This is a genomic window from Burkholderia sp. AU45388 (assembly GCF_030481585.1).
Lineage (GTDB): Bacteria > Pseudomonadota > Gammaproteobacteria > Burkholderiales > Burkholderiaceae > Burkholderia > Burkholderia sola.
On the sequence record NZ_JAUJPV010000016.1, the window covers coordinates 35,432 to 49,870 of the forward strand.

Below are 14,439 nucleotides of genomic sequence, written 5' to 3' on the forward strand. Positions count from 1 at the left end.
CTCGGTATCAGCGAGTCGTTTCCCGGCGCGTCGACTCCGCTGACGCGTCGGGATGGAGGCCTTGCTCCCAGTCACTCCGTTTCGGCGGCTTCGTCACGCGAATCGACACCAGCGCAACGCAGAACGTGAGGGCCGCGTACTGCGTGATCGGACTCCACGGAATCGCCACACGCGAATATTCGTGCGGCATGTAGCGAATCAGCGACGTCGCCACCGGCACGTAGCTCAACAGCATGGACAGCATCGCGATGGCGGACGTCATCAACGACATGCCGCAATACCATGCGCGCTGCCCGCGCGGCGCAACGGCGGTGCCGAGGAGCAGCGTTGCCGCGGCCGCAATCAGCAAATCCATCGGCGGCGTATTCGGCAACACGTAGCCGAACGTGCCGGTGCGCATCGTCGCGTACGCGATCGCCCAGTAATGCAGCGTGGACGACGCAACCAGCAGGCCGACGAACGCGAAGCGCCGAGCGGTCGGCGCTGTCGTGGCGTGCGGCAGGCTCAGAAAGTCATTGCTCGTCCGGTTGTATATCAGCGCGAACGTCGCAAGACCCAGCGGCAACGCAATGACCACCGCGATCCACGACGACAGCATCAGCATCGCGGCACTCAACGCGATCCAGACCGCCACGTTCAGCGTTCGACCCCAGCGGCGACGCAATGCAAGCGCGACGTAACCGATGAGGCCTGCAAGCATCGCCGCGAACGACACCCCCTGCAGCGCCCAAAGCTGCCACGACCACGACGGAAGCGCGGCCATCGACCGATCATGCAGGATGAACCTGGCGAACGGGACGAAGGCCAGCAAGGCCGTGACGTTTTGCAGGATGCCATGATACGCGATCACGCGAATCGTCGTATAGCGGCGAGTACCAGGAATGGCGGCGTCGGTCGTGGACATCGGACAGGCAGGAATGAGCGGATCGGACCCGCAGCATACTCCTCGATCCGCCCCCTTCGCAGCCGCCTATGGCATCACAGGGCGGCTTCGACGATCGTCCGGCCGCTGATCGCCCGCTCGACGAGCTGTTCGTCGCCGACCTTTCGGATCGCGTCGTCGAGCAGCCCTTCCGGTTCCTCGGTCGCGACCTTCAGCAGGCCCGATAGCCCGCGCGCATCGAGCACCACGAGCGTTTCCATCGAATCCGCACGGCTCACGAGCACGCGGCGGAATGCCGGGCCCGCGCCGAAGCTCGCGCAAAGCTCGATCGTCTCGTTGCCGAGCGTGTAGTCGAAGTTCTTGATCATGTCCGCCGCCGTTGCATGAAAATGGCGACGCGCGACGGCGCGGCGCCGTGACGTCGACGCACCCGCGCGTGCCGCCGGCGCGCCGGACCAGAGGCCGGACCGTTCGCCGACATCGCCATGGTAGGCGTGCAGAATTAACGAAGACTTAAAGCGGGCGAGCCCCGTCCTGCGGTACCGTCAAGCCGCATCGAGCGGCTCGACCGTCACGCCGACCTTCAGCTCCTGATCCGCGCCGCCGCCGCGGATCACGCCGCGCAGCGGCGTCACGTCGGCATAATCGCGGCCGACCGACAGCATCACGTAGTCGTCGCCGGGCGCTCGATCGTTGGTCGGATCGAGTTGCAGCCAGCCGCCGTCCTCGGGCCACGCCGGGTCGTACACGTCGACCCACGCATGCGACGCGTCGGCGCCGATCAATCGCGGCTGGCCGGGCGGCGGCTGCGTGAGCAGGTAGCCGCTGACGTAACGCGCGGCCAGCCCGAGCGAGCGCAGCGCGCCGATCATCACGTGCGCGAAATCCTGGCAGACGCCCTTGCGCAGCCGCAATGCGTCGAGCGCCGACGTCGTGATGTCGGTGCTGTTCGGCGTGTACGCGAAATCGGCATGCACGCGCCGCATCAGGTCCCACGCCGCCTGCACGAGCGGGCGTTGCGGCGTGAAGCTCGCGGCCGCGTACGCGGCGAGTTCGGGGTCGCACGCCACGTGCGGCGACGTGAACACGAACTCGCTCGCCGGGTCGTATGGCTGCCCCGCGCGGAACCGCAGGCGGTCGCGCACGGCCTCCCATGCGGTGGCATGCGCGGCGTCCGGGTTCGCGATCGCGGGCGGCGGCGCGCCGCGCGCGCCGCGCGACCATACGGGCGGCGTCACGCGCACGGTGCTGCGGCTGCGCACCAGCAGCGTGTCGTGCGGCAGGTTCAGCGCGAACGACGCGCGCGCATTGCCGAACGCGTCGACTTCGGTGCAGACCGATTCCGGTGCGGGTTCGATGTCGAGCGAGAACGACAGCACCTGCTGGCGCGGGGTCGCGAGCGGTTGCAGGCGTGCCTGGTGCTGCGCGGATTCGACGCGCGCCGCGTACCGGTATTCGGTGTCGTGCGTGACACGCAGCAACCGGCCCGGCGCGACGGGGGCCGGTGCGGCAGCCGGGGCGGCTGCCTGCCGTGCGGCGCCGGAACCGGGCGGCGTCCTGGCCGCGCCTTTCGTCGTCACCATAACGTCCTGCCCGCCTCGCGCACGTGGCTGAAATAGCGCTCGCCGATCCGGTTCGACAGTTCCCAGACGGCCTTCACCGCCGTGTCGAGCGCGGCGAGCAGCTTGTCGTGCCGGCCGTCTTCGGCGGTCTCGCACAGCTCGTGCAGCGACCACGCGGGGATGTCCGGAACCGTCTCGGCCAGCTCGGACAGCGCGTAGCCTTCGCCGCGCTCGACCTTCGTCAGCCGGCCGCGCAGCGCCTGCACGACCCAGCCGAGCGAGCGCGGGTTGTCGGTATCGAGCACGACGAGCGACAGCAGCGGCGCGACGTCGAAGCCGCGCTGAAATCGCGAACGGAACGTGATCGTGCTGTCGAACAGTTCGAGCACGAGTTCGAAGCCGTCCTGACGATGCACCGCGCCTTCGTCGAACGCGAACTTCAGCACGCTGCACAGGAAGTCGAGCCGGTCGATCTGCCGGCCGATCGACAGCAATCGCCAGCCGTCGTCGCGCGTCATGTTGTCGGTCTGCGCGCCGGTGATCGCGCCGAGCAGCAGGCCGAGGCGCTCCAGCAACTGCAGCGCGTCGTTGCCGACCTGCTCCTCCGCTTCCTGCTGCCCTGCGCTGTCGGCGAACAGTTGGGTCGCGTCGTCGATCAGCCGCCACTGATCACTCGACAGCCGCTCGCGGATCGCGGCAGCCGCGCCGCGCATGCCGAACAGGCACGACGCGATCCCCGACGTGCGGTCGGCGCCGCGCGTCAGCGACGTCGCCAGCTCATGCTGGAACGCGCGCGGCGCATCGACGGCGTGCGGCGCATCGGCCACGATCAGCCCGGTGTCGCGGCACAACGTGTCGATCAGTTCCAGATGCGCGGGGCTGTCGACGTCGTCCTCGCCGCGCAGACGTTCGAGCGCGGCGCGCGCCAGGCGCATCAGGTTGGTCGCGCGCTCGGTGTAGCGGCCGAGCCAGAACAGGTTCTCGGCCGCCCGGCTCGCGATCGCGCGGGGCCGTTCGACGAGGTCGTCGGGGCCGAGGTGCGTTTGCAGCAGCGTCGTCGAATCGACGATGCCCTCGGTCATCACCCACGTGTCGACGGTGCTGCCGCCGCGCGGCATCGGCGCATTGAACAGCGTGTCGCGCGTGCCGACCCGCGACAGCCCGCCCGGCAGGAGCCGCCAGCGCTGCGCGCCGTCGGCGAGCGCGAACACGCGCAGCAGCAGCGGCTTCGGCACGATGCGCGCGCTGTCGTTGCCGTCGGGCGCGTCGGGCCGCGGCCACGTCGGCGCCTGCGACAGCGGCAGGTCGGCCTGCACCGTGTAATGTTCGGGCTGCGCGAGAATCCGCGCGCGCCATTCCGCCAGTTGCGCCTGCGTGAGCCGCGCGCCGATCACCGGCTCGAATGCACCGCCTTCCTGCACGTCGGGTGGATAGGTTGCCTTGACGATGCCGCGCGCGACCTGCGGCAGCGCATCGTCGCACGCGGCCGCCTCGCCGCACCACCACGAATGCACGGCCGGCAGCGTCAGCGTTTCGCCGAGCAGCGCTTCCGCGAGACGCGGCATGAAGCCGAGCATCGCCGGCGACTCGAGGAAGCCCGAGCCCGGCGCGTTCGCGAGCAGCACGTTGCCCGCACGCACGGCCTGCAACAGCCCCGGCACGCCGAGCATCGAATCGGGCCGCAGTTCGAGCGGATCGAGCCATGCATCGTCGACACGCCGCAGGATGCCGTGCACCGGTTCGAGCCCGCTCAGCGTCTTCAGGAATACGCGGTTGTCGCGCGCGGTCAGGTCGCCGCCTTCGACCAGCGTGAGGCCGAGATAACGTGCGAGATACGCGTGTTCGAAATAGGTCGCGCTGTGCGGCCCCGGCGTCAGCAGCACGATCCGCGAATTCTTCGCGGCGGGGCTGAGCGACTGCATGCTCTGCAGCAGCGCACGGTACGCGGACGCCAGCCGCTGCACGCGCAGCCCGCGAAACCCGCGCGGAAAGAGCCGCGACACGATCAGCCGGTTCTCGAGCAGGTAGCCGAGCCCGGCCGGGCCCTGCGTGTGCTGCGCGACGATCCGCCATTGGCCGTCGGGGCCGCGCGCGAGATCGAACGCGACGACGTGCAGCCAGGTATCGCCCGGCACGCGCGCGCCGCGCATCGCGCGCAGATAGCCCGGGTGGCCGGTGACGAGCGCGGGCGGCAGCAGCCCGCGCGCCAGGATCGTCTGCGGCCCGTACAGGTCGGCCAGCGTCGCATTGAGCAGCCGCACGCGCTGCAGTACGCCGCGCTCGATCCCGACCCAGTCCTCGGGCGTGACGATCAGCGGCAGCAGGTCGAGCGACCACGGGCCGACCGCGCCGTCGCCGGCGCGCTGCTCGTGCAACTGGTAGAACAGGCCGTTCTCGCGCATGCGCCGGTGCAGCGCGTCGGCGCGGCGGTCGAGGTCGGCCACGCCGTCGCTGCCGACCGACGTGAAGAAGCTGCGCCACGCGGGCGCCAGCGCAGGCGCGGTCAGGCCGGCCGCGCTGCCGCGCAGTTCGTCGTAGCGGCCGGCGGCGGCCGGCGCCGCGAGCGCGGCGGCCAGTTCGGCGGCGTCCGGCTGCGCGCCGGTATCGAAAAGCGTGGGCATCGCGTCGAAGGCGGCGGGATGGTCGAGGTCAATGGGCGGCACGATGTCGTTCCGTCGTCAGGGTGCGGCCGCGCATGCGCGCCGCCAGTCAGGCGGCAAGCCGCAGCGCGGAACCGCATTCTGCCCGCATCCTAGCATTCCGGCGGGGCCGCGACCGCCCGGTGCGCCGGGCAGTCGCGAACCGCGCATCGTCGTCCGCCCTGTCATCGATCGATCACGGCCGCCGCAAGTCGAGCGTGAACGGGAATTCACGGCTCGGCGAGGCAGCCGCGACGTCCATCCTGCCCGGCGTGTGCCCGATCTCGACGAAGCGCGCGAGCCGGCGGCTCTCGGCCTCGTACGCATTGACCGGGAACGTCGCGTAGTTGCGCCCGCCCGGATGCGCGACGTGATACCGGCAGCCGCCAAGCGAGCGTTGCAGCCACGTATCGACGATGTCGAACGTGAGCGGCGCGTGCACGCCGATGGTCGGATGCAGCGCCGACGGCGGCGACCAGGCCTTGTAGCGCACGCCCGCGACGTATTCGCCGACGGTGCCGGTCGGCTGCAGCGGCAACGCGCGGCCGTTGACGGTCACGACGTGCCGGTTGTCGTTCAGCCCCGTCACGCGCACTTCGAGCCGTTCGACCGACGAATCGACGTAGCGCACCGTGCCGCCTGGCGCACCCTCCTCGCCCATCACGTGCCACGGTTCCAGCGCGCCGCGCAGCGACAGCTCCATCCCATTCACCGCGATCTGCCCGAACAGCGGGAAGCGGAATTCGAAGTGCGGCGCGAACCATGCCGGGTCGAACGCGAACCCGGCGTCGCGCAGCTCGGCCAGCACGTCGTCGAAATCCATCTGAAGAAATTCCGGCAGCATGAACCGGTCGTGCAGCGCGGTGCCCCAGCGCGTGAGCGGCGTCGTGTACGGCGCGGCCCAGAAGCGCGCGACCAGCGCGCGCAGCAGCAGTTGCTGCACGATGCTCATCCGCGCATGCGGCGGCATCTCGAACGCGCGCAGTTCGAGCAGGCCGAGCCGCCCGGTGGACGAATCGGGCGAATACAGCTTGTCGATGCAGAACTCGCTGCGGTGCGTGTTGCCCGTCACGTCGATCAGCAGGTTGCGCAGCACGCGGTCGACGAGCCACGGCGGCATGTCCTGCCCGAACAGCAGCTTGTTGCGCTGGATTTCCGCGAACGCGATGTCGAGCTCGTAGAGCTGATCGTTGCGTGCTTCGTCGACCCGCGGCGCCTGGCTCGTCGGCCCGATGAACAGCCCCGAGAACAGGTAGGACAGCGACGGATGGTTGTGCCAGTACGCGATCAGGCTCGCGAGCAGATCGGGGCGGCGCAGGAACGGGCTGTCGGCCGGCGTCGCGCCGCCGAGCACGAAGTGGTTGCCGCCGCCCGTGCCGACGTGCCGCCCGTCGACCATGAACTTCTCGCTGCACAACCGCGATTGCCACGCGGCGTCGTACAGGAATTCAGTGTGGTCGACGAGTTCGTCGAAACTCGCGGCCGGGTGGATGTTCACTTCGATCACGCCGGGATCGGGCGTCACCTGCAGCAGCTTCAGCCGCGCGTCGCGCGGCGGCGGATAGCCTTCGAGCACGAGCTTCACGCCGAGCGCATGCGCGGTCAGCTCGATCGCGCCGAGCAGGTCGAGATAATCCTCGAGCGCGGCGAGCGGCGGCATGAACAGGTACAGGATGCCGTTGCGCACTTCGACGCACAGCGCGGTGCGCGTGATCCATGCGGCCGATTCGAAGCGCTCGGGCCGGCGATGCGGGTCCGCGGCGCCCGGTCGGCCGTGCGCGGCCGCGCCGTCGTCGCGCCACTGCATCACGGTCTGCGCGGACGCTTCGCGATGCACGCCGGCCAGATACCGCGGCGCGTCGGCCGGGCCCGCGTAGCGGGCGCGAATGGCGGCGGCGTCCGGCAGCACGTCGCGCGGCGCGAACGGATCGCGCTCGACGAGGTACGGATAGTCGGCGCGCGCCGCCCACGGCAGCGAATCGAGCGGCAGCCGATAGCCCATCGGCGAATCGCCCGGCACGAGATACATCCGCTCGTCGCGGAAGAACCACGGGCCGGTCTGCCAGCGCGGCCCGTCGAGGCTTGGCTCCCCGTCCGTGCGCTTCACCGGCAGCACGTAGCCGACCACGCTGTCGAGCTGCTGCTCGAACACCTTGCGCAGTCGCGCGCGTTCGAGCTCGTCGTCCAGGCGCGCGTCGAACGGATCGACGTTGACCGGCAGCCGGCGCTCGCGCCACAGGTAGTACCAGACGTCCTCGTAGCCGGGCTGGATGAATTCGCCGGTCAGGTTCAACCGCGCGGCGAGCGCATCGATGAAGCGCTTCGCGTCGTCGGTGGTGTACGACGACGGCTCGCGCTCGTCGGCGAACAGCGACGGATCGTGCCACACGGGCTGGCCGTCTGCGCGCCAGAAGATCGACAGCGCCCAGCGCGGCAACTGCTCGCCCGGGTACCACTTGCCCTGCCCGAAATGCAGGAAGCCGCCGTCGCCGTATTCGGCGCGCAGCCGCTGCACGAGTTCGGTCGCGTAGCCGCGCTTGGTCGGGCCGAGCGCATCGGTGTTCCACTCGGCGCCGTCGCGATCGTCGATCGACACGAAGGTCGGCTCGCCGCCCTGCGTGAGCCGCACGTCGCCGGCGGCCAGCGCGCCGTCGACCCGCGTGCCGAGCGCGAGCACGGCTTCCCACTGCGATTCGGTATACGGCTTCGTCACGCGCGGCGATTCGTACACGCGCGTCACGCTCATCTCGTGCTCGAACGACACCTCGCACTCGTCGATCAGCCCTTCGACCGGCGCGGCGCTCGTCGGCTGCGGCGTGCACGCGAGCGGGATGTGCCCTTCCCCGGCGAGCAGGCCCGACGTCGGATCGAAGCCGATCCAGCCGGCGCCCGGCAGGTAGACCTCGCACCAGGCATGCAGGTCGGTGAAATCGACCGACGTGCCGCTCGGGCCGTCGAGCGATTTCACGTCAGGCGTGAGCTGGATCAGGTAGCCCGACACGAAGCGCGCGGCGATGCCGAGATGGCGGCACAGCTGCACGAGCAGCCACGCGCTGTCGCGGCACGAGCCGGACGCGAGTTCGAGCGTTTGCGCGGGCGTCTGCACGCCGGGCTCCATCCGCACGAGATAGCCGATGTCGTGCTGAAGCTGCTGGTTCAGCGCGACGAGGAAGTTCACGGTGCCGGCCGGCGTGCGGTCGACGCCGTCGAGATACGCGCGAAACAGCGGCGCGGCGCTCGTCTGCGGATCGCATGCGAGATACGGCGCGAGTTCGGTCTTCAACGCGTCGTCATAGCTGAACGGATATTGCTCCGCGCTCGCTTCGAGAAAGAAGTCGAACGGGTTGTACACCGACATCTCGGCGACGAGATCGATCGTGATCTCGAAGTGCTCGGTGCGCTCCGGAAACACGAGCCGCGCGAGATAGTTCGAGAACGGATCCTGCTGCCAGTTGATGAAGTGCTGCGCGGGCTCGACCGTCATCGAATACGCGAGGATCGGCGTCCGGCAATGCGGCGCGGGCCGCAGCCGCACGACCTGCGGGCCGAGATTGACGAGCCGGTCGTAGCGATAGCGGGTGGTGTGATGCAGCGCGACGTGGATGGACATGGGAGCTCGAGTCGGGTTGGGCCGGCCGCGCACGCCGCGTCGATTGCGACGCGGCGGCCCGGCATGGCGGATGCGGCGAAGGCGCGCCGCGGGTCAGACGAGTTCCGGCGTCTGCACGACGCTGATCTCGACGCCGACGGCCGTCGCGCCGAGCCCCGTCACCGGCTGTGCGTCGCGATGGTCGAGACCGACCGCGATGCGCACGTAGCGTTCGTCCGGGCAGCGGTTCATGAACGGATCGAAACCGACCCAGCCAAGGCCTTCGACGTATGCCTCGGCCCATGCATGGCCGGCCGGCTGCTGCGTCAGCACCGTGGGCTGCGGCTGCGCGCCGAGCGCCGCGTGCGGCCGCCCCTGCGATTGCGACTGCGACTGCGATTGACCTTGCGACTGCGATTGCGCGGCATGCGATGCACCGAGCACCTGCTGCATCCCGTCGCCGCTCTGCAGCGCGAGCGCTTCCTCGTCCTCGACGTCGGCCCCATTCTGCTTCGCGTCGGCGATGCGCTGCATCGCGCTGTCGGCCAGCACGTAACCCGAGATGTAGCGCGCGGGGATCTTCAGCACGCGAGCGGCCGCGATGAACGCATGCGCATGGTCGCGGCTCGTGCCCTCGCCGCTTTGCAGCGCGGTTTCCGCATCGACGGGCGCGTCGGCGGCCAGGTTCGGCGCATACGCGATGCGGCCGTGCACTTCCGTCATCAGCCAGTGCAATGCGTCGAGGCCGTACGGCTCGATCGGCAACGCCTGCGCAAGTGCGCGCACGGTATCGCCCGCCTTCGTGAGCGCGGTCTCGCGCTCGAAGATCCACGGCGGCGCATAGCCTTCGGGATTGCCGACGATACCCGCCCGGTCCTGCGTCTCGACGACGCCGGCCGCCACGACGACGACCTCGGCCTTCTCGCCGCGATCGTGGCGCACGAGGTCGATCCGGTTGCCGAGCCCGTCGGCGTAAGACAGCGTCGGCTCGACGCCGTCGATCGTGACCTGCCACGCGCGCACCGTCTGCCCGGGGCCCGACTGCGGGCGCAGCCGCAACCGTTGCAGTGCATGGGTGGCCTGATCGTCGAACTGATAACGCGAAATGTGTCGGATGGCGAGTCGCATGGCAAGTCTCAGTCGAAGTTGTAAGCCTGGGCGATTTCGAGCCCGAGGCTGTTGTTGCGGCCGATGAAGTCGGTCAGGAACTCGTGCAGGCCGCTCTTGAAAATCCGCTCGACCGACGTATCGGACAGCATTTGCAGGATCTTCGTAGCCGTGTCGTGACACGGGTGTGTCACGCCGTAATCCTTCGCGAGCAGGTTCAGGCTCGACACGACGCGCCCGTAGCAATAGCGCAGCGAACGCGGCATGCGGCCGTTCAGGATCAGGTAGTCGGCGATGTTCAGCGGTTTGTACTGCACGTCGTACACCCAGCGGTACGAGCGATGCGCGGCCACGCAGCGCAGGATCGTCTCCCATTGGTAGTTGTCGAGGATCGTGCCGACGTGCGATACCGACGGCAGCAGCAGGTGGTATTTCACGTCGATGATCCGCGCGGTGTTGTCCGCGCGTTCGATGAATGCGCCGATCTGCGCGAAATCGAAGATCTCGTTGCGCAGCATCGTGCTGTAGAAGCTGCCGAGGATCAGCGCGGTTTCGCGCTTCACTTCGTCGAGCACGGCCGGCAGTTCGCTTTCCGGCACCGGCTGCGCCAGTGCGCGGCGCAGCGCGAGCCACGCGCCGTTCACGCTTTCCCACGCCTCTCGCGTCAATGCCGTGCGCACCATCCGCGCGTTCGAGCGCGCGGCCTCGATGCACGACAGCACGCTCGACGGGTTGTCGCGGTCGCGCAGCAGGTAGTCGGTCACGGTATCGGCCGCATACGCGTCGTATTTCTGCCGGTAGCCGTCGTCCGCGCCCGAGCTGACGAGCACCGACGACCATTCGGCCGGCGCGTCGGCCGTGCGCGTGAGCGCCATCCGCAGCCCGGCATCGACGATGCGCGCGATGTTCTCCGCGCGCTCGATATAGCGGTACATCCAGTAGAGACCGCTTGCAGTACGTCCCAGAAGCATCTCGTGTCCACTCCGTCTTCGTTCGGTTCGCGCGCCGGCTCCGGCGCGCGCGGTCGTGCCCGGCTCAGTCGGCCAGCACCCAGGTGTCCTTGGTGCCGCCGCCCTGGCTCGAGTTGACGACGAGCGATCCTTCCTTCAGCGCGACGCGCGTGAGCCCGCCCGGCGTGATGCGGATCCGGTCCGACACCAGCACGAACGGCCGCAGGTCGACGTGGCGCGGCGCGAGGCCGGCGTCGGTCAGGATCGGCGTCGTGGACAGCGCGAGCGTCGGTTGCGCGATGTAGTTCGCGGGACGGGCGCGCAGCTTCGCGGAAAACGCGTCGAGTTCGGCCTTCGACGCGCACGGCCCGACCAGCATCCCGTAGCCGCCCGAGCCGTGCACTTCCTTCACGACCAGTTCGTCGAGATGCGCGAGCACGTACTTGAGGCTGTCGGCCTCGCCGCAGCGCCAGGTCGGCACGTTCTCCAGCAGCGCCTTGCGGCCCGTGTAGAACTCGACGATCTCGGGCATGTACGAGTAGATCGCCTTGTCGTCGGCGATGCCGGTGCCCGGTGCGTTCGCGATCGTGATGTTGCCGGCGCGGTACACGTCCATGATGCCGGCCACGCCGAGCACCGAATCGGGGCGGAACGTGAGCGGATCGAGGAACGCGTCGTCGACGCGGCGGTACAGCACGTCGATCTGCCGGAAGCCTTCCGTCGTGCGCATCGCGACGCGGCCGTCGACCACCTGCAGGTCGCTGCCCTCGACGAGGTGCACGCCCATTTGATCGGCGAGGAACGAATGTTCGTAGTACGCGGAATTGTGGATGCCGGGCGTGAGCACCGCGATGGTCGGGTTGTCGGCGTTGCCGCCCGGCGGGCACACGGCCGCGAGCGACTGGCGCAGCATCTGCGGATAGGTTTCGACCGGACGCACCTTGACCTGCTGGAACAGCTCGGGGAAGAGCTGCATCATCGTTTCGCGGTTTTCCAGCATGTACGACACGCCGGAGGGCGTGCGTGCGTTGTCCTCCAGCACGTAGAACTCGTTTTCGCCGGTGCGCACGATGTCGACGCCGATGATGTGCGTGTAAACGTTTCCGGGCGGCCGGAAGTCGATCATCTCGGGGATGAATGCCTCGTTGTGCGCGATCAGGTGTTTCGGCACGATGCCCGCGCGCACGATTTCCTGGCGGTGGTAGATGTCGTCGAGGAACGCGTTCAGCGCCATCACGCGCTGCTCGATGCCGAGCGACAGCCGGCTCCATTCCGCCCCCGCGATGATGCGCGGGACGATGTCGAACGGAATGAGCCGCTCGGCGGCCTCCGCGTCGCCGTAGACGGCGAACGTGATGCCCGTCCTGCGGAATACGCCTTCCGCGTCGTGGGCCTTCTGGGCGAGGCTCGCAGGGTCCTGCGTGTCGAGCCATTGTTTCAGGCGCGCGTAAGGCGCCCTCACCATGTCGCCGGATTGCAGCATTTCATCGAATGGCTTCATCGATCTTCTCTCCATCGATCGTTTTCCCCGGCATTGCGCATGCCGGACCGGCGTACTGATTGCTTTGCAAGGAACGTGCCTTGCTCGATCCCTTCGATATCCCCCTGTTTCGCGCCGCCCAGGCACGCCTGCGCGGCATCGCGCACCACAACGGTGCAACGGCGGAGGCGACGGGCGCTCGCGGTGCGTCGCGAGCGCGCACGGCCGATGCTGCGCCGCATCCGACGAACATAGTTCCCCCGCGTGTCACGAATGTGCAATCTGCACTGCACCAAAAACGGCGAGCCGGGCCCCCGGAACGACCGTGAACGGGCGGGCCGGCACGCACACGGCGCAGCCGGCCCTTGGGAAAGCGCCGTCCCGGCGGCCGGGACAGTCCGACGCGGTGAACCGTCCGGTTAACTGGTCCGGCCCCTCAACGCTATGCAGCCGTAATCCCGCCGACAACGCCCATGCATATTTCGACTGACACCGATCGAAAAAAAACATCGGCCCGACCGGCGCGATGCGGGGTACGCTAGAACGTTGGTGCAGCAGACGGCGCCGCCTTTCAGGCGCCCGACTATAAAAAGCGAAGATCGAAATGGAAGCAAAGTGGCTGGAAGATTTCCTGAGCCTGGCGGATACCAAGAGCTTTTCCCGGGCCGCGCGTCACCGGCACCTGACGCAGTCGGCGTTCAGCAGACGAATCGCCGCCCTCGAAACCTGGATGGACGCGAAGCTGGTCGACCGGAGCATCAACCCGGTCGCGCTGACGCCCGCCGGCCAGATGTTCCGCGGGCTCGCCGCGGACATCCTGCGCAGCATGTATGCGGCGCGCAATCTCGTGAACGGCTACGACCAGTTCGCGGCGAGCGACCAGGTCGTGCGCTTCGCCGTCGCGCACACGCTCGTGTTCACGCTGTTTCCCGAATGGCTCAAGCAGCTCAATAGCGAGGTCGGCCACGTGACCGCCCGCGTCAATGCGGTGAACGTGCCGGAAGGCGTGCAGCAACTGGTCGAAGGCGAATGCGACCTGCTGCTCGGCTATCACCACCCGCAGTTGCCGATCGTGCTCGACCCGAACCATTTTCCGTTCGTCAGCCTCGGCGTCGAGCGGATCCTGCCGGTGTCGTCGCCCGACGCGCGCGGCAAGCCGGTGTTCCAGCTGCCCGGCACGGCCGACGCGCCGCTGCCGCTGCTCGCGTATTCGTCGGGCGCATTTCTCGGCAACATCGTCGAGATGCTGCTGCTGAACGCGACCGAGCCGTATGTGCTGCACCGGTGTTTCGAGACGCACATGTCCGAGGCGCTGAAAGGCATGGTCGTGGCCGGGCACGGCATCGGCTGGCTGCCTGAAAGCTGTGTCGCGAAGGAGCTCGCGGACGGCACGCTCGTGTGCGCGGGCAGCGGCGACTGGATCACCGAGCTCGAAATCCGCCTGTATCGATCGGCGCGCAAGCGCGGGCTCGCGGCCGAACAGCTGTGGGCCTACATCATGAACCGGCCGCGCACGGCGCTCGACGGTGCGATCGGTATTGAAGAGGCGGCCGCGCCGCCGATGCGCGGCGCGCGGCGAAGCGCGGGCGGCAGCCGCTGACCGCGCATTCGCGCCGTGAACGTCCACGGCGCGAATGCGCGTGGTTTCAATAGCATTCGATAATCCTGCCCGACTCCATAAAATCCCTCGCCGACCTGTAATCGATCTGGAGAAAACGCAAACGTTTGCGATTCACGTCGTATTTTTTACTGTTTTCCGTATTAAGTAAGAATATTCAGCCTTATTTTCAGGCAGAAATACCTTGTTACACAAGTTTCCAATTACCTGTAACCACTGGAATCATAGAAAATATCGCACCCTCATTTCTCAATCCGTGACCTGTATCCCGACATTCATAGATTCTCCTTGAATACAGACGCAATAGTTTCTTTTATCAGTCGTTATTCTTCGGCATGAAAGTCGATACCTCCGACGTGATTCAAAGCGTGCTCGATCATCGCTACCGGCGAGCAATTTCCATGATCGGAATTATCGACTTTATTCATAATTAACAAATCCTCACCAATCCGCCTTAATCCTATTTAGATAGGATCTTTTCACCTCGTCCCATTCGGGCCACACGCGGTTGTTGGTTCAAAAACCATCGTGTATCAATAGCGTGTCGCAAAAAGAACGTTGGCAAATTCGACTCGACGTCGATGCGCGTCATCGCGTCTGGACGGGAGATT

Annotated in this window: 9 protein-coding genes; 1 reads left to right on the forward strand and 8 read right to left on the reverse strand. The window is 67.7% G+C overall.

Annotation, left to right across the window (positions count from 1 at the left end):
• Positions 1 to 7: 7 nt before the first annotated feature.
• The 8 genes from QZM72_RS23340 to QZM72_RS23375 all read right to left on the reverse strand — a co-directional run bounded on the left by QZM72_RS23340 (position 8) and on the right by QZM72_RS23375 (position 12,231).
• Positions 8 to 904, reverse strand: a complete 897-nt coding sequence (locus QZM72_RS23340; protein ID WP_301739356.1) for a hypothetical protein — start codon at positions 902 to 904, stop codon at positions 8 to 10.
• Between the two features lie 74 nt (positions 905 to 978).
• Positions 979 to 1,251, reverse strand: a complete 273-nt coding sequence (locus QZM72_RS23345; RefSeq protein WP_089469567.1) for a hypothetical protein — start codon at positions 1,249 to 1,251, stop codon at positions 979 to 981.
• 177 nt (positions 1,252 to 1,428) lie between these two features.
• The gene (locus tag QZM72_RS23350; RefSeq protein ID WP_301739357.1) at positions 1,429 to 2,466 is read right to left on the reverse strand and encodes a transglutaminase family protein; all 1,038 of its coding nucleotides are present in this window, start codon (positions 2,464 to 2,466) and stop codon (positions 1,429 to 1,431) included.
• Complete coding sequence (locus QZM72_RS23355) at positions 2,460 to 5,066, reverse strand: circularly permuted type 2 ATP-grasp protein (RefSeq protein WP_301739404.1); 2,607 nt, start codon at positions 5,064 to 5,066, stop codon at positions 2,460 to 2,462. The genes QZM72_RS23350 and QZM72_RS23355 overlap by 7 nt, the downstream gene beginning before the upstream one ends.
• Positions 5,067 to 5,280: 214 nt before the next feature.
• A complete protein-coding gene (locus tag QZM72_RS23360) occupies positions 5,281 to 8,694 on the reverse strand; it encodes a DUF2126 domain-containing protein (protein ID WP_301739358.1) in 3,414 nt (1,137 codons plus the stop codon).
• A gap of 93 nt (positions 8,695 to 8,787) precedes the next feature.
• Positions 8,788 to 9,801, reverse strand: a complete 1,014-nt coding sequence (locus QZM72_RS23365; RefSeq protein WP_301739359.1) for a transglutaminase family protein — start codon at positions 9,799 to 9,801, stop codon at positions 8,788 to 8,790.
• 8 nt (positions 9,802 to 9,809) lie between these two features.
• Positions 9,810 to 10,751 carry an alpha-E domain-containing protein gene (locus QZM72_RS23370; RefSeq protein WP_089469562.1) on the reverse strand — a complete coding sequence of 314 codons (942 nt, stop codon included), beginning with the start codon at positions 10,749 to 10,751 and terminating at the stop codon, positions 9,810 to 9,812.
• A 64-nt stretch (positions 10,752 to 10,815) separates the two neighbouring features.
• Entirely contained in the window at positions 10,816 to 12,231 is a 1,416-nt protein-coding gene (locus tag QZM72_RS23375) for a circularly permuted type 2 ATP-grasp protein (protein ID WP_301739360.1), read from the reverse strand.
• Between the two features lie 583 nt (positions 12,232 to 12,814).
• Between QZM72_RS23375 and QZM72_RS23380 the strand changes: the two genes are divergently transcribed.
• On the forward strand, positions 12,815 to 13,810 hold the full coding sequence (locus tag QZM72_RS23380; protein WP_089469560.1) for a LysR substrate-binding domain-containing protein: 996 nt from the start codon (positions 12,815 to 12,817) through the stop codon (positions 13,808 to 13,810).
• The last annotated feature ends 629 nt before the right edge of the window (positions 13,811 to 14,439 follow it).

What these genes read in the sequence shown, in the direction of transcription:
- QZM72_RS23375 (WP_301739360.1), bottom strand. Translation starts at nt 12,231, where the DNA reads ATGAAGCCATTCGATGAAATGCTGCAATCCGGCGACATGGTGAGGGCG.
- QZM72_RS23355 (WP_301739404.1), bottom strand. Translation starts at nt 5,066, where the DNA reads ATGCCCACGCTTTTCGATACCGGCGCGCAGCCGGACGCCGCCGAACTG.
- QZM72_RS23380 (WP_089469560.1), top strand. Translation starts at nt 12,815, where the DNA reads ATGGAAGCAAAGTGGCTGGAAGATTTCCTGAGCCTGGCGGATACCAAG.
- QZM72_RS23365 (WP_301739359.1), bottom strand. Translation starts at nt 9,801, where the DNA reads ATGCGACTCGCCATCCGACACATTTCGCGTTATCAGTTCGACGATCAG.
- QZM72_RS23370 (WP_089469562.1), bottom strand. Translation starts at nt 10,751, where the DNA reads ATGCTTCTGGGACGTACTGCAAGCGGTCTCTACTGGATGTACCGCTAT.
- QZM72_RS23350 (WP_301739357.1), bottom strand. Translation starts at nt 2,466, where the DNA reads ATGGTGACGACGAAAGGCGCGGCCAGGACGCCGCCCGGTTCCGGCGCC.
- QZM72_RS23340 (WP_301739356.1), bottom strand. Translation starts at nt 904, where the DNA reads ATGTCCACGACCGACGCCGCCATTCCTGGTACTCGCCGCTATACGACG.
- QZM72_RS23345 (WP_089469567.1), bottom strand. Translation starts at nt 1,251, where the DNA reads ATGATCAAGAACTTCGACTACACGCTCGGCAACGAGACGATCGAGCTT.
- QZM72_RS23360 (WP_301739358.1), bottom strand. Translation starts at nt 8,694, where the DNA reads ATGTCCATCCACGTCGCGCTGCATCACACCACCCGCTATCGCTACGAC.